We start from the raw sequence: 14815 nt of genomic DNA on the forward strand, positions 1-14815 counted from the left end.
TCGGCGTGAAGCTCACGACGCTGCGCCCGGAGCAGGCGGCGTACATCGGTGTCGAGGTCGACGGCCCGTACAAGTCCGACCACTACCGCTACTGACCTGGGAATCCGGTCAACCGACCGAGGGAGACCGTGCCAGCTCTTCCTTCCCTGGAAGGGCCGGCAATAGAGACCGGCTCGACAGGCGCTGGAGAAATCCGGGCCCGCCCCCGGTACTTCGCTAGCGTTCGTCGGCGAAGCCTGAAAATCGATGCGAACTCGACCACGTACGGAGGAAACCGTGAGGATTCAGGTTCTGGGTCCGTTGAGTGCCGAGGTCAACGGGGGATCGATTGTTCCGACGGCAGGGAAGCCGCGCCAGATCCTGGCTCTTCTCGCGTTGTACCCGGGACGGGTGATCCCCGTGCCGACGCTGATGGAGGAGATCTGGGGAACCGGGCTCCCGCAGAGCGCCCTCACCACCCTCCAGACCTACATCCTCCAGTTGCGCCGCCGGCTGGGCACGGCCATGGGGCCGGGCGCCCCCGGCGGGGCCAAGGACGTGCTCGCCACCCGGCACGGCGGCTACCTGATGCAGATCGCCCCCGAGACGGTCGACGTGCACGAGTACGAGGGGCTGGTCGCCAAGGGGCAGCGGGCCTTCGAGGCCGGCGAGGACGAACAGGCCGCCGCCCTGCTGCGCACGGCGCTCGCCCTGTGGCAGGGTCCGGCGCTCGTCGACGTCCGCGTCGGCCCGATCCTGGAGATAGAGGTCATGCGGCTGGAGGAGAGCCGGCTGGTGACGGTGGAGCGCCGGATCGACGCGGACCTCCGCCTCGGCCGGCACACCGAACTCATCGTCGAACTGGCCGAACTGATAGCGCGTCACCCGCAGCACGAGGGACTGCACTCGCAGGCCATGGTGGCGCTCTACCGCTCCGGCCGCCAGGCGTCCGCGCTCGACGTCTACCGGCGTCTGCGCACCCGGCTCATCGACGACCTCGGTGTCGAGCCCTCACCACAACTCCAGCGCCTGCACCGGGCGATGCTCATGGTGGACCCCGCACTGGACATGGCCTCCGGACCGCGCCGCAGCTCCACGTTCGACCTCTACGCCGCGTAGAATGCCGCCCGGGGCAAACGGGTTCGAGCGGATCTCAAGCGCGGTGTGCGAAGGTCCGGCCGAGGGCCGGCGCCAACAGCCGCGCCGAGCCGGAGAACCCGCGCACGCCGACAACCCTGCCCGAGCGCATCCGTCGGCGGACCGGTCGAGGGGGATGAGTTCCTCCACCCCGCGTCCGGGGCCCTCCCGCACGGCGTGGTCTTGCGGGAGGAAGGCCGTGCGGAAGATCCTCGGTGAGGGCGCCGAGGACGGCGCGGGCCCCGTACCTACGTCAGGGAGGCACTCGGCCGCAACCACACCGGGAAGCTCAACCTCGCCAAGCAGTTCGCGGAGAGTCCGGTCCCCGCTCTCCGACCCCGCACCACCAGGAGTACGCATATGCGCATGTCCTCGCCCACGGCATCACGGGCGCATTCCCAGCTCACGCTGGAGGAGGTCATCAAGCGGTACGACGACCACGTCGTGCTCGACCGGGTGTCCCTCACCGTCAAGCCGGGTGAGAAGGCCGGCGTCATCGGCGACAACGGCTCAGGCAAGTCCACCCTGCTCCGGCTGATCGCCGGAGCCGAGGCCGCGGACAACGGCGAGGTGACCGTCACCGCCCCCGGCGGCGTCGGCTACCTGCCGCAGCGCCTCGACATGCCGGCCGGAGCCACCGTCAGGGATGTCCTCGACCGCGCCTTCGCGGACCTGCGTGCCGTGGAGAAGCGTCTCCACGAGGTCGAGGACGCGCTGGTGGACGACGACCCGGAGCTCCTCGCCGAGTACGGGAACCTGCTCGCGGAGTTCGAGGACCGCGGCGGCTACGAGGCCGATGCCCGTGCGGACACGGCGCTGCACGGCCTCGGACTGCCCGGACTCGACCGCGACCGTCCGGTGGACACCCTCTCCGGCGGCGAGCGATCCCGGCTGGCGCTGGCCGCCACCCTGGCCGCCGCCCCCGAGCTGCTGCTCCTCGACGAGCCCACCAACGACCTCGACGACCAGGCCGTGGACTGGCTGGAGAAGCGACTCCAGGACCACCGCGGCACCATCGTCGTCATCACCCACGACCGCGCCTTCCTGGAGGCCGTCACCTCCGCCATCCTGGAGGTCGACCCCGACCGGAAGACCGTCAACCGGTACGGCAACGGCTACCAGGGCTACCTCGCCGCCAAGGCCGCCGCCCGCGCCCGCTGGGAGCGGGAGTACGAGGAGCACCTCGCCGAGATCGAACGGCAGGAGACCCGCGCGGCCACGGCGGGACGGATGCTGGCCTCCATCGCCAAGAAGGGCCCCTGGGCCTTCAGCGGTTCCGAGCACCACCGGGCCAGGTCCTCCTCGTCCTCGACCTCCAGCAAGGCCCGCAACGCCAACGAGCGGCTGAACCGCCTCCACACCGACCCGGTGCCGAAGCCGCCGGAGCCGCTGCGCTTCACCGCCGACATCGTGGTGGGCGACGAGACCGCGGAGGTGCCGGAGGGCCCCCTCACCGAGGTCTCCGGCTTGCGCGTCGACGGGCGCCTCGCCCTCGACTCGCTCTCCCTCGCCCATGGCGAGCGGCTGCTGATCACCGGACCCAACGGCGCGGGCAAGAGCACCCTGCTGCGGGTGCTCGCCGGCGACCTGGAGCCCGACGCGGGTACCGTGCGGCGGGCCGAGCGGATCGGCTGGCTGCGCCAGGACGAACTGCCCAAGGACCCCCGGCGCACGGTGCTCGCGGAGTTCGCCGACGGCCGCCTCGGCCACGCCGACGAGTACACCGAGCAACTGCTTTCCCTGGGCCTGTTCCGGGAGTCGGAGTTCAGCCTCCCGGTCGGCTCCCTGTCCGTGGGCCAGCGTCGCCGCATCGACCTGGCGCGGCTGGTCACCCGGCCCGTGGACCTGCTGCTCCTGGACGAGCCCACCAACCACCTGTCCCCGCTGCTCGTCGAGGAGCTGGAGCAGGCCCTGGTGGACTACACGGGGACCGTGGTGGTCGTCACGCACGACCGGCGGATGCGCCGGGCCTTCCGGGGCTCGCACCTCGAACTGAGCGGGAAAGCCGCCGTCACCGGCTGACGCGGACCGCCGCCGCGCGGATCTCGTCCAGCAGCCCGGCCTGCCGCCGTGATTCCTCACCGAGGAGCGGCAGGCCGGGCCGCCGCGCGCCGGGTGCGCGCACGGACGCGGCGAAGAACCGCAGTACCGCCTCGAAATGGTCCTCTGCGGGCACCCGGATCTCGGTCTGCCCGGTGCCGGTGGCCAGCCGGACCACCGGCTCGTGATCGGGCGCCGTCGTGTACACGTGGTCCACGGACAGGGTGCCGGCGCTGCCCTGGATCTCGTACCAGGACCGGTAGTGGTGCTCCATGCCGAACCGGAGCTGCGCCACCGCGCCCTCCGGGGCGGCCAGCAGTACGGCCCCGGACAGGTCCACGCCGTACTCCTCGTCGGTGCGCAGCACCGCGCCGGCCACGGTCAGTCCGCAGCCGAGGAAGCGCAGGGCGGCCCGCAGCGGGTAGACCCCGCTGTCGAGCAGGGCCCCGCCCCCGGTCCGCGGGTCGTAGCGCGTGTCACTCGGCGGGCGCGGCGGGATCGTGAACGCCGCCGAGACGGCGCGCACCTCGCCCAGGACCCCGTCCGCGAGGAGGCCCGCGACCCGCCGCTGGGTGCCGTGGTGGAGGAACATGAAGTTCTCCAGCAGCACCAGGCCGCGCTCCCGCGCCAGTTCGTACAGGGCCTCGGCCTCCGCACCGCGGGTCGCGAGCGGCTTCTCCACCAGGACGTGCTTGCCGGCGCGCAGGGCACGTTCGGCCCAAGCGGCGTGGTGCATGGTGGGCAGGCAGAGGTAGACGGCGTCCACCTCCGCCCGCCCGAGCAGGTCCTCGTACGAGCGCGCGGGGGTGCCCCCGAACAGGTCCGCGAACGCCTTGGCCCGCGCGGGGTCGCGGGCGGCCGTGGCGGCCAGTTCGAGTCCGGGGGTGCGCAGCAGCGCGGGCAGGGTGCGGCGCGCGGCGATGTCGCCGCAGCCGAGGAGTCCCAGGCGCAGGGGAGCGGGCATGACGTCCTCGGTGGGAGGGGGCGGAGGGGCGGTCAGTACAGGGTGTGGGCACAGACGACGAGTGTGCGCAGTTCGACGTTGAGGTAGTTGCCGTGCGCCATCAGCTCGGTGAGCTGGGAGAAGGTCACCCAGGCGTAGTCGCGCGGCACGTCCTCGCTGAACTCCCCCGGCACTTCGAGGATCGTGTACCTGTTCTCCGCGTGGTAGAAGCGGCCGCCCTCCTCGGACTGCACCGCGTCGTAGTGGATCCGCGCGGCCGGGGCGGCCAGTACGTCCGCGAGGAAGGGCGGGTACGGATCGGTCCCCGGGCCCGTGTGGTCGGCGGGCCGGCAGTGCACGGTCGGCGCCAGCTCGGCCACGTTCAGGTGCCCGACGTCCACCCGGGCCTGCACCAGGGCGTGCAGGGTGCCGTTGATCCGCTTGACGATCAGGGCCATCAGGCCGGGCACCTGAGGCTGGATCAGGGGCTGGGTCCAGGAGGCGACCTCGCGGTTGCTGGCCGAGATGTCGGCCCCGATCACCCGGAACCGGCGTCCCCCGGCGTGCCCGATCTCCTCGTCCGTGAACGTCCAGCCGTCCTCGGCGACCTCGGCGAGCGGCACCCGGTGCTGGACCAGCTCGCGCAGTGCCCGTATGCCGGTGAGCCAGCTGAGCACCTCGCCGGTGTCGTGCACCGAGGGGGCCGACAGGCCGTGGAAGGAGCGCAGGACCGGATCCAGGTCCACGCCGTCGGGTTCCGCGCCGGCGGTGGGCAGGCAGGCCAGGATGGAGCGGGTGTCCATGTTGACCACGTTGTCCAGCCGCAGCAGGCGCAGCAACTGTCCGAAGGTCAGCCAGCGGAAGCCGTCGCCGATGTCCCCGGTGCTGGTGTCCTCGTCGATCTCGATGATCATGTTGCGGTTGCGCTTGGCGAGGAACCAGTCGGCCTGCTCTGACTGGAGCACGTCCACGAGGACCCGCGCCCGCCCCCGTTCGAGGAACAGGTCCAGGAACGGGATGCCGAGCCCCTGGTGGACCCCGGTGAAGTTGCTGCGCGTGGCCTGCACGGTGGGGGAGAGCTGGAGGGTGTTGATGTTGCCCGGCTCCATCTTGGCCTGCATCAGGAAGTGCAGGACGCCGTCGATCTCCTTCACGACGATGCCGAGCAGGCCGACCTCCGGCTGGACGATGATCGGCTGCTTCCAGCCCCGCTCCGGCAGCCCGTCCGCGGTGACGTGCAGGCCCTCCACGGCGAAGAAGCGGCCCGACTCGTGGCGCAGGTTGCCGTCGCCGTCGAAGTACCAGCCCCGCAGCGCGGCGAACGGTACCCGGGTGACCCGGAAGCTGCCCGCGCGGGCCTGTTCGGCCAGCCAGCCCAGCACCTGGTCCATGGGCGTGGCCGCGCTGTCGGGGGTACGGGCCGACACCAGCAGGCGGTGCGCGGTGTCCGTTCGGTCTGCGGTCCGGGCCAGGGTGTCAGCGGACATGTTCCAGCGCCTCCTCGATGATGTGGCAGACGGATTCCGAGCGGTCGTTGAGGAAGAAGTGCCCGCCAGGAAGCACGTGCAGGTCCACCGGGCCCCCGGCCACCTCCGACCAGCGCCGCGCGTCGTCGACGGACACGTTGGGGTCGCTGTCCCCGGTGAGCACCGTCAGCGGCACGGACAGCGGCGCTCCGGCGCGGTGCCGGTAGGCGCCCGCCATCCCGTAGTCGTTGCGGAGCGCGGGCAGCACCATCCGCAGCAGCTCCTCGTCCTGGAGGAGCGCCGGATCGGTGCCCTGCAACGCGGAGATACGGGAGATCAGGGCCCGGTCGTCCAGCAGGTGCGCGGTGTCCGTGCGCGGCACCGTGGGTGCGCGACGGCCGGATACGAACAGGTGCACGGGCTCCGTGCCGGAGCCGGTCAGCCGGCGCGCGGTCTCGTACGCCAGGGTGCCGCCCAGGCTGTGCCCGAACAGGGCGAACGGGCGGCCGGTCCACTCCCGCAGCTCCGGCAGCACCGCCTCGGCCAGGGCGTCGACGGACTGGATGAAGGGTTCCCCGCGCCGGTCCTGACGGCCCGGGTACTGCACCGCCAGGACCTCGACGCCGGAGTCGGCGAGACTGTCGGCGAAGCGCAGATAGGCGGTGGCGGAGCCGCCGGCGTGCGGGAAGCAGACCAGCCGGACGGCCGGGTCCTCGACGGGCCGGTAGCGGCGCAGCCACACGCCGGAGGGGGAGGAGGGGGAAGCGGGCTCGCGGGTGGCGGGAACGGTCACGGCCGGATCAGCTCCCCGCCCGTCGGTACGTACCGCGGCAGCCTGCCGGAGGCGACGACCTCCGCGAGGGAGGGCGCGGCCGCGTCCTTGGCGGAGCGCACCGGCGGTTCCGCGAGCTCCCACGGCAGGCCCAGTCCGGGATCGAGCGCGTCGAGGTCGACCATGGCCCCGGGCACGTACTCCGCGGACAACAGGTAGTTGACGCAGGTGCCGTCCTCCAGGGCCAGGAAGGCGTGGCCGATGCCGCCGGACATGTAGAGGGCGATGCCGTCCCCGGCGTCCAGCCGGTTCACGGCGTACCGGCCGAAGGACGGCGAGCCCTGACGGAGATCGACCATCACGTCGAGGATCGAGCCCCGGACACAGGTCACCAGCTTCCCGGCGTCGGCCGGAACGTCGTTGCAGTGCACCCCGCGCAGGACGCCGCGCCGCGAGACGGAGTTGTTGACCTGGCGGACCTCGAAGGGCAGCCCGGTCGCCGCCGTCAGCTCACTGTGCCTGGCGGCCTCGTAGAAGTGGCCGCGCTCGTCCTCGAACCGCTCCGGCAGCAGCCGGTACGTGCCGGGTATGCCGGTCTCGTCAATGCGCACGGGCACCTGCCCGCTGCTCCGCGTCCCGCCCGGCGGCGGCCGCCCCCGGGAGTGCGGCACGCTCCTTCAGCGGCTCCCACCACGCCCGGTTCTCCCGGTACCAGGCCACCGTGGCCGCCAGGCCCTCGGCGAAGGGCACCCGCGGCTCGTATCCCAGCTCGCGGGAGATCTTCGAGATGTCCACCGAGTACCGGCGGTCGTGCGCGGCCCGGTCGGTGACCCTCCGCACCGCCGACCGGTCCCGGCCGCACAACTCCAGCAGGTGTCCGGTCAGTTCGAGGTTGGTCAGCTCCGTGCCGCCGCCGATGTTGTAGATCTCGCCGGCCCGGCCCTTCGCGGCGACCAGGGCGATGCCCCGGCAGTGGTCGTCCACGTGCAGCCAGTCGCGGCTGTTGAGGCCGTCGCCGTACAGGGGCACGTCGAGCCCGTCGACCAGGTTGGTGGTGAACAGCGGGATCGCCTTCTCCGGGAACTGGTAGGGGCCGTAGTTGTTGGAGCAGCGCGTCACGCACACCTCCAGGCCGTGCGTGCGGTGGAAGGCCAGCGCCATCAGGTCGGAGGAGGCCTTGGAGGCCGCGTACGGGGAGTTGGGCAGCAGCGGGTGCTCCTCCGGCCACGAGCCCGAGTCGATCGAGCCGTACACCTCGTCCGTGGAGACGTGCACGAAGCGCGCGGTCTCCGCCTCGACGGCCGCCTGGAGGAGGGTCTGGGTGCCGAGCACGTTGGTGCGCACGAACTCGGAGGCGTCGGCGATCGAGCGGTCCACGTGCGACTCGGCCGCGAAGTGCACCACCAAGCCGGTCCCGGCCATCAGCCGCCCGACCAGCTCCCTGTCGCAGATGTCGCCGTGGACGAACTCCAGACCCGGGTGGTCGCGGACCGGGTCGAGGTTGGCGGGATTCCCGGCGTAGGTGAGGGCGTCCAGCACCACCACCCGTGACCCGTCGAGGTCCGGATAGGCCCCGGACAGCAGTTCTCTGACGAAGTGCGAGCCAATGAAGCCCGCGCCTCCGGTCACCAGGACTCGCATCTCCAACAGGCCTTTCCGGGGAAGGGGACGGGACGGTGGGTTCAGTGGGTTCAGTGGGTTCAGTGGGGGGTCAGGCGGCCGAGGAGTCGGCGGCCTGGCCTTCGGCGGCGGCCCGGCGGGCGATGTCCCGCACGTAGTCGCCGTAGCTGGAGGCGCCCAGGTCGCTGCCGAGGGCGAAGCACTGTTCCGGGCTGATGAAACCCGTCCGCAGGGCGATCTCCTCCACGCAGGCGATCCGCTCGCCCTGGCGCTGCTCCAGCAGCTGTACGTACTGCCCGGCCTGCAGGAGCGAGTCGTGGGTCCCCATGTCCAGCCAGGCGAACCCCCGGCCCAGCGGGTTCAGCCGGGCCCGGCCCTGGGCCAGGTACGCGCGGTTGACGTCGGTGATCTCCAGCTCGCCGCGGGCCGAGGGCGTCAGCCGGCGGGCGATGTCCACCACGTCGTTGTCGTAGAGGTAGAGGCCGGTCACCGCGAGGTTGGAGCGCGGCTTGACCGGCTTCTCCACCAGGGAGAGCAGGGAGCCGTCGGCGTCGATCTCGCCGACCCCGTACCGCTGGGGGTCCTTGACCGGGTAGCCGAACAGCTCGCAGCCGTCCAGGCGGGCCGCGGCCTGCGCGATCAGCTGGGAGAAGCCGGGGCCGTGGAAGACGTTGTCCCCGAGGATCAGCGCCACTTGGCTGTCGCCGATGTGCTCCTCGCCGATGAGGAAGGCCTCCGCGATGCCGTGGGGCTCCTCCTGCTGGGCGTAGCTCAGGCGGATGCCGAGCTGTCGTCCGTCGCCGAGCAGCGCGCGGAACATCTCCAGGTGGTCCTTGGCGGAGATGATCTGGATGTCGCGGATACCCGCCAGCATCAGCACCGACAGCGGGTAGTAGATCATCGGCTTGTCGTACACCGGCAGCAGCTGCTTGGACAGCGCGCCGGTCAGCGGGCGCAGCCGGGTGCCGCTGCCACCCGCCAGGACGATGCCCTTCATCGGACGGCGGGAGGCGGGGTCGCCGAGTGCCGAGAGGGCCGGGACCTTCATGACGTCAGACATGGCTGTTCTCCGTGGCGTGACGGACCGCCGCGATGACGGTCTCCGCGTCCCGCGCGATCAGTTGCGGGCCCATGGGCAGGCTCAGCACCTCCGCCGCCAGCCGCTCGGAGCGGGGCAGTGGCGCGGACGGGGTGCGCGCGTAGGCGCCGGATCGGTGGACGGCGATCGGGTAGTGGACCAGGCTCTCCACCCCGGCCCCGGTCAGGGCCTGCCGCAGCTCCTCGCGGTGCGCGGTGCGCAGCACGTACTGGTGCCAGACGGGCTCGGCCCAGGACCGGACGGCCGGCGGGACCACCCCCGGCAGGCCGGAGAGGCCCTCGGTGTAGCGTGCGGCGATCGTGCCCCGGCGCGCGTTCCACGCGTCGAGGTACGGCAGTTTCGCCCGGAGCGCCGCCGCCTGCATCTCGTCCAGCCGGGAGTTGGTGCCGCGCACCTCGTGCCGGTACTTCTCGCGGGAGCCGTAGTTGCGCAGCAGCCGGATCTTCCCGGCGAGCTCCGGGTCGGAGGTGACCACGGCCCCGGCGTCGCCCAGCGCGCCCAGGTTCTTGCCCGGGTAGAAGCTGAACGCCGCCGCGTACCGCGAGCCGATCCGCCGGCCCCTGTAGCGGGCCCCGTGCGCCTGGGCCGCGTCCTCCACGACCGGAATGCCCCGGGGCGCGGTGACGGCCTCGATCGCGTCGAGGTCCACCGGGTGCCCGTACAGGTGCACCGGCATGACCGCCCTGGTCCGCGGGGTGATCGCGGCCGCGAGGCGGTCGGGATCGATCAGGTACGAATCGGCCTCCGGCTCCACGGGGACCGGGCGGGCCCCCGTGGCGGACACCGCGAGCCAGGTCGCGATGTACGTGTGCCCGGGGACGACCACCTCGTCGCCCTCACCGATGCCCAGCGCCCGCAGCGTCAGCTCCAGGGCGGCCAGGCCGCTGCCGACGCCGACGCAGTGCGCGTTCTCGCAGTACCGGGCGTACTCCTCCTCGAACGCCTCCAGCTCGGGGCCGAGGAGGTAGCGTCCGGAGCGCGACACCCGCAGTACGGCGGCGTCGATCTCCGCCTGCACACCGTCGAGGGCGTGCAGGTCCCGCAGGTCGTGGAAGGGAACGCGTGCCGGGCGGGCCGGCGCCGGGGCCGTCACAGCCCCCTCCTCGCGTGCCGCAGGAACTCGTCGTAGTCGCGGTAGTAGTCCGACTCGTCGTAGTGCCGCGAGGCCAGGACCACGCTGACCGCGTCTTCCGAGAAGTCGCTCAGGTTCCGCCACACCATCGGCCCGATGTACAGGCCCCGGCCGGCGTCGTCGAGACGGTGCTCCGCCTGGTTCACCCCGTCGTCCACGGTGATCGTGAAACTGCCGTGGACGGCGATGACGAGCTGCTCCAGCGCCCGGTGCGCGTGCCCGCCGCGGGACGAGCCGGTGTCCAGACCGTGCAGGTAGTACACCCGCTCGATCGGGAAGCCCGCCGTCCACTCGGACTCGACGACCGAGAGGTTGCCCCGTGCGTCGTTGTGCTGCTCCAACTCGATGAAGGCACAGGGCTTGACCCTGCCCACCTTCGGTTCTGTGATGATGCCCACCGACATGCGATCGCGCTCCCTGGTTGCCCTGTCCGGCCGGTGCCTCAGGCGCGGCTGGATCAGCCGCGGACGACGGAGACGGGGAGGTGACGCGGGGTCAGCTGGTCCGCCTCGTAGAACTCCGCCTTGTCCAGGTCGACCTCGAACGACGAGAAGGCGTCGAGGACCAGGTTGAGGAACACCTTCGCCTCCATCCGGGCCAGGAACGCGCCGAGGCAGTGGTGGATGCCGTGGCCGAAGGCCATGTGCTTGTTCGCGGTCCGGCGGACGTCGAAGGTGTCCGGGTCCGGGAACTGCCCTGCATCGCGGTTGGCCGAGGCGCTCCACGCCGTGACCATCTGGCCGGCCTTCATCGGGACGCCGAGGATGTCGGTGTCCTCCTTCAGCAGCCGGAAGATGTTGTTGAAGGGGCTGCGGTAGCGCAGCGTCTCCTCCACCGCGCCCGGGATCAGCGAGCGGTCGGCCCGCAGCTCGGCCTGCACCTCGGGGTGCTGGTCCAGCACGATGAACAGGTTGCCGAGCAGGGTCGCGCTGGAGATGTGGCCCGCCGTGAGCAGCAGCGCCACGATGTTGACGATCTCCTCGTCGGTGAGGCGGCGGCCGTCGACCTCGGACTCGATGAGCCCGCTCATCAGGTCGTCGGACGGTGTGGCCCGCTTCTCGGCGATCTTCGCGTACAGGTACGCGGCCCACTCCTTGATGGCGGGGCCCATGGTCTCCGCGAAGTCGGCCGGGAGGTTGGGGTACTCCATGCCCTCGTTGTTGAGGATCACGTCCACCCACTCGCGGAACAGGTCCTGGTCCGAGGCCGGGACGCCCAGCAGCTCGGCGATCACCGTCACCGGCAGCGGGTACGCCAGATCCGTCACCACGTCGATCTCGGTGCGGTCGCCGAAGTCTGCGAGGAGCTTGCCGGTGATCTCCGCGATACGCGGCTCCAGCGCGGCCATCCGGCGCGGGGTGAACGCCTGGCTGACCAGCTTGCGCAGCGGGCCGTGCTTCGGCGGGTCGATGCCGCCGAAGGTGCCCGGTCCCATCAGCAGAGCCAGCTCCTCCGGCACCGGGAAGACCGGCGAGAAGTCGGAGGAGAAGATCTGCGGGTTGGTGGAGACGGTGTTGTAGTCCTCGTACGAGAACACCTGCCACGCGAAACGCGTCGAGTCCCAGAACACGGGGGCCTCGGCGCGGCAACGCGCGAACCACTCCAGCAGCCCCTCGGCGTCGGCCTCGGCCGGCTGCGCCAGCGGGTGCGGCGCCTCGGTCTCCGGGATGTCCGCGGCCACGGCCTCTGTGTCCTCGGCGATCTGTGTCGTCATATCGGCTTCCTCAGCTGGTATTCGGCAAGAGTCTGGAAAGGGGGGAGGGGCGGGCGGTTCAGCCGACGGCGGGCGCCGGCACCAGGAGCCGCTCGACCGCGTCGGCGGCCGCGGTCGGGCCGCCCGCGGACTCGATCTCCTGCCGCAGCCACGCCACCTTCGCGGCGACGGACTCGTCGGCGGCCAGGGCGAGCACGGTCTCGCGGATCTTCTCCGGGGAGATGTCCTTGCGCAGGATCTTGGCGCCCACGCCCAGTTGCTCCACCCGGGTCGCCGTCGCGTGCAGCTCCGCCATCTGCGGCACCGAGATGACCGGGACGCCCTCGGAGACGGCCTGGAGCACGGTGCTCGTACCGCCGTGGTTGATCATCAGGGACGCGTGCTTGAGCACGGCCCCCTGCGGCACGAAGGAGTGCACCCGCACGTTCGGCGGCAGCTCGCCGAGACCGCCCTCCGCGACCCCGCCGGCGTGTGCGACCACCACGTCCCAGTCCAGGTCCGCGAAGGCGTCGACGCAGGCGCGGAAGAACTCCGGCTGCTTGTTGTACAGGGTGCCCAGGCTGACCAGCGCGAGCGGGCGGCCCGTGGTGGGCGCCTCCCAGTCGCCGTGGAAGCTGTTGTCGCTCGTGCACGGGCCGACGAAGGCGACCTCCTCACCGAAGGTCTCGCCCGCGTACTGGAAGGAACGCGGCAGGTAGACCAGCGCGGGACCCGAGTGCACGTCCTGCGCGAACTCCCCGATGCTCTTCTCGACGCCGTGCTCGGCCAGCAGGCCGGCGACGGCACCGAACAGCTCCCCGGTCTCCGGGTCCTCCTGCTGCTCCTCCGCCGTGTCGACCGGCGGGTGCAGGGACCAGTGCTCGTTGGCCACGTACGTCGGTGTGCTGCGGATGACCGGCACGCCCCACTTCGCCGCCAGGACGGCCCCGCTCCAGAAGGAGGACGGGTCGCACACGAACACGTCCGGACGGCCCTCGGACTCGAAGTGGGCCTCGAACCGTGGAAGCGTCTGCCGGGTCAGCTCCAGCATCCACTTCATCATGTTCACGAACTCCTGCTGGTCCGTGTACTCGGCGGAGTCCTGCTGCGGCACCATCGTGGCCAGGAAGCGGTCCTGGTCCATCGGGTAGGGGACGAACTCCGCCCCCGTCGCGAGCACCCGTTCGCCGTAGCTCTCGGACAGGGCGTAGGTGACCCGGTGGCCGCGCGCGACGAGTTCCCGGGCGACGGACAGCGTCGGGTTGACGTGACCGGCCGCAGGGAGAATGAAGAAGGCGATATGTGCCATCGGGGCAGCCTTTCGAGGCAAAACGGATACGGCTTTTCGATGCAGCTCTTCGATGTGACTCTTCAGCGCAACTTTTCGGCGAAAATCTTCGGCGCAAGTCTTCGGTACTTCGGTGCAGGTCTTCGGTGCAACGGAAAATTACGGCCCCTCACTTGTGCGGCGCAAGGGGAGACCTGACACAGTCGTCTGCGTTTCTCCATTCTGAACAGCCCGTGTCGTGCCCGGCTCAAATCGCTGTCGTGCGCTGCTTGTGCATCGCTAAAATCCGACTCGAATTTCCTGGCCAATTCGCGGTGACTTGACACAATCAAAAACTCGCCGATGGCAATGGTGCGGTGCTGCTGTTCGGTGTCAGGGTCCGCGTACAGAGGAGATTCAGTCATGACCTGCCCTCATGCCGTCGCCGGATCCGTCCGGACGTATCCGTTCGGCGACCGAGTAGACCTCGCGCTCGACCCCGCGTACGCCGAACTCCGGTCCGGCGAGCCCGTGGCACGGGTCCGCATGCCCTACGGCGGCGAGGCGTGGCTCCTGACACGGCACGCGGACATCAAAAAGGCCTCGGCCGACCCTCGGCTGAGCATGCACGCGGGCGCCGACAAGGACGTGCCCCGCGCCGCCCCCCGCGGACTCGACTCCGTCGGCCTCATGGGCATGCCCCCCGAGGACCACGCCCGGCTGCGCCGGCTCGTCTCCCGCGCCTTCACCGCCCGCCGCGTGGCCGAGATGCGCCCCCGCATCGCCGAGATCACCCACGCCCTCGTCGACGACCTGGTCGCCGACGGCGGGCCCGCCGACCTCGTCCAGAAGCTCGCGCTGCCCCTGCCCACCTCGGTCATCTGCGAAATGCTCGGTATCCCCCACGAGGACCAGCACATCTTCCGGGCCTTCACCGAGGCCCTGATGTCCGCCAGCCGCTACACCGACGAGCAGGTCGGCCAGGCCGCCGAGGAGTACGCCGACTACCTGCGCGGATACGTGGTCAAGCGGCGCGCGCAGCCCGAGGACGACCTCCTCAGCGCCCTCGTCCTGGCCCACGACGAGGGCGAACGCCTCTCCGAGAACGAACTGCTCATGCTCATCGGCGGCATGCTCATCGGCGGCCACGAGACCACCGCCAGCCAGATCGCCGGCCACGTCCTGGTCCTCCTGCGGGACCGCGGCCGCTACGAGCGGCTGTGCGCCACCCCCGGACTCGTGCCCGCAGCCGTGGAGGAGCTCCTGCGCGTCGTCCCGCTGTGGAACAGCGTCGGACCCACCCGCGTCGCCACCGAGGACGTCGAGATCGGCGGCGTGACCATCCGCGCCGGCGAGGCCGTCGTCTACTCCCTCGCCTCCGCCAACCACGACGGGACCGTGTTCGAGGACGCCGCCGGCGTCGTCCTCGACCGTGAGCCCAACCAGCACCTCGCCTTCGGCCAGGGCCCGCACTTCTGCCTCGGCGCCCCGCTGGCCCGCGCCGAACTCCAGTGCGCCCTGGAAGTCCTCACCGGCCGGCTGCCCGGACTGCGCCTCGCCGTGCCCGCCGACGAACTCGCCTGGCACCGGGACATGCTCGTCCGCGGACTCGTGGAGCTCCCCGTCACGTGGTGACGGGCGCTCCGGCACCCGGCCTCCCCGGCAGT

14 protein-coding genes are annotated in these 14815 nt (G+C 71.2%); 4 read left to right on the forward strand and 10 right to left on the reverse strand.

Going from position 1 to position 14815, the window contains the following annotated elements:
* The 3 genes from ACIP89_RS33440 to abc-f all read left to right on the forward strand — a co-directional run.
* Positions 1-95 (forward strand): adenosylhomocysteinase (locus ACIP89_RS33440; protein ID WP_388403288.1); only part of this gene is annotated, 95 nt, incomplete at its 5' end.
* Between the two features lie 181 nt (positions 96-276).
* On the forward strand, positions 277-1098 hold the full coding sequence (locus ACIP89_RS33445; protein ID WP_401932214.1) for a BTAD domain-containing putative transcriptional regulator: 822 nt from the start codon (positions 277-279) through the stop codon (positions 1096-1098).
* A 384-nt stretch (positions 1099-1482) separates the two neighbouring features.
* The gene (abc-f, locus tag ACIP89_RS33450) at positions 1483-3138 is read left to right on the forward strand and encodes a ribosomal protection-like ABC-F family protein (protein WP_401932212.1); all 1656 of its coding nucleotides are present in this window, start codon (positions 1483-1485) and stop codon (positions 3136-3138) included.
* Here the strand turns inward: abc-f and ACIP89_RS33455 are convergent.
* The 10 genes from ACIP89_RS33455 to ACIP89_RS33500 form a co-directional block, all read right to left on the reverse strand.
* Positions 3128-4120, reverse strand: a complete 993-nt coding sequence (locus ACIP89_RS33455; RefSeq protein WP_402118137.1) for a Gfo/Idh/MocA family protein — start codon at positions 4118-4120, stop codon at positions 3128-3130. The two genes, abc-f and ACIP89_RS33455, sit on opposite strands and share 11 nt — an antisense overlap.
* Positions 4121-4152: 32 nt before the next feature.
* Entirely contained in the window at positions 4153-5586 is a 1434-nt protein-coding gene (locus tag ACIP89_RS33460) for an NDP-hexose 2,3-dehydratase family protein (RefSeq protein WP_401932209.1), read from the reverse strand.
* The gene (locus tag ACIP89_RS33465) at positions 5576-6358 is read right to left on the reverse strand and encodes a thioesterase II family protein (protein ID WP_402118139.1); all 783 of its coding nucleotides are present in this window, start codon (positions 6356-6358) and stop codon (positions 5576-5578) included. Before ACIP89_RS33465 ends, ACIP89_RS33460 begins: the two co-directional genes overlap by 11 nt.
* A complete protein-coding gene (locus ACIP89_RS33470) occupies positions 6355-6948 on the reverse strand; it encodes a dTDP-4-dehydrorhamnose 3,5-epimerase family protein (protein WP_401934586.1) in 594 nt (197 codons plus the stop codon). The genes ACIP89_RS33465 and ACIP89_RS33470 overlap by 4 nt, the downstream gene beginning before the upstream one ends.
* Positions 6938-7978, reverse strand: coding sequence for a dTDP-glucose 4,6-dehydratase (rfbB, locus tag ACIP89_RS33475; protein ID WP_401932219.1), 1041 nt, complete (start codon positions 7976-7978; stop codon positions 6938-6940). Before rfbB ends, ACIP89_RS33470 begins: the two co-directional genes overlap by 11 nt.
* Before the next feature lie 70 nt (positions 7979-8048).
* Complete coding sequence (gene rfbA, locus ACIP89_RS33480) at positions 8049-8954, reverse strand: glucose-1-phosphate thymidylyltransferase RfbA (protein ID WP_401932218.1); 906 nt, start codon at positions 8952-8954, stop codon at positions 8049-8051.
* 55 nt (positions 8955-9009) lie between these two features.
* Positions 9010-10149 carry a DegT/DnrJ/EryC1/StrS family aminotransferase gene (locus ACIP89_RS33485; RefSeq protein WP_401934588.1) on the reverse strand — a complete coding sequence of 380 codons (1140 nt, stop codon included), beginning with the start codon at positions 10147-10149 and terminating at the stop codon, positions 9010-9012.
* Positions 10146-10592: a sugar 3,4-ketoisomerase gene (locus ACIP89_RS33490; RefSeq protein WP_401932201.1), complete on the reverse strand. Its 447-nt coding sequence runs from the start codon at positions 10590-10592 to the stop codon at positions 10146-10148. Before ACIP89_RS33490 ends, ACIP89_RS33485 begins: the two co-directional genes overlap by 4 nt.
* Before the next feature lie 53 nt (positions 10593-10645).
* Positions 10646-11902: a cytochrome P450 gene (locus ACIP89_RS33495; RefSeq protein WP_402118141.1), complete on the reverse strand. Its 1257-nt coding sequence runs from the start codon at positions 11900-11902 to the stop codon at positions 10646-10648.
* Positions 11903-11960: 58 nt separating this feature from the next.
* Positions 11961-13190 carry a macrolide family glycosyltransferase gene (locus ACIP89_RS33500; protein ID WP_401932196.1) on the reverse strand — a complete coding sequence of 410 codons (1230 nt, stop codon included), beginning with the start codon at positions 13188-13190 and terminating at the stop codon, positions 11961-11963.
* A 381-nt stretch (positions 13191-13571) separates the two neighbouring features.
* On the opposite strand from ACIP89_RS33500, the gene ACIP89_RS33505 reads away from it, so the two are divergent.
* On the forward strand, positions 13572-14783 hold the full coding sequence (locus tag ACIP89_RS33505; RefSeq protein WP_401932194.1) for a cytochrome P450: 1212 nt from the start codon (positions 13572-13574) through the stop codon (positions 14781-14783).
* Positions 14784-14815: the final 32 nt, after the last annotated feature.

The organism is Streptomyces sp. NPDC088730, from assembly GCF_044751215.1.
Taxonomy (GTDB): domain Bacteria; phylum Actinomycetota; class Actinomycetes; order Streptomycetales; family Streptomycetaceae; genus Streptomyces.

Coding starts and splice junctions, on each gene's coding strand:
- abc-f (WP_401932212.1), top strand. CDS start 1,483: ATGTCCTCGCCCACGGCATCACGGGCGCATTCCCAGCTCACGCTGGAG.
- ACIP89_RS33455 (WP_402118137.1), bottom strand. CDS start 4,120: ATGCCCGCTCCCCTGCGCCTGGGACTCCTCGGCTGCGGCGACATCGCC.
- ACIP89_RS33460 (WP_401932209.1), bottom strand. CDS start 5,586: ATGTCCGCTGACACCCTGGCCCGGACCGCAGACCGAACGGACACCGCG.
- rfbB (WP_401932219.1), bottom strand. CDS start 7,978: ATGCGAGTCCTGGTGACCGGAGGCGCGGGCTTCATTGGCTCGCACTTC.
- rfbA (WP_401932218.1), bottom strand. CDS start 8,954: ATGAAGGGCATCGTCCTGGCGGGTGGCAGCGGCACCCGGCTGCGCCCG.
- ACIP89_RS33490 (WP_401932201.1), bottom strand. CDS start 10,592: ATGTCGGTGGGCATCATCACAGAACCGAAGGTGGGCAGGGTCAAGCCC.
- ACIP89_RS33495 (WP_402118141.1), bottom strand. CDS start 11,902: ATGACGACACAGATCGCCGAGGACACAGAGGCCGTGGCCGCGGACATC.
- ACIP89_RS33500 (WP_401932196.1), bottom strand. CDS start 13,190: ATGGCACATATCGCCTTCTTCATTCTCCCTGCGGCCGGTCACGTCAAC.
- ACIP89_RS33505 (WP_401932194.1), top strand. CDS start 13,572: ATGACCTGCCCTCATGCCGTCGCCGGATCCGTCCGGACGTATCCGTTC.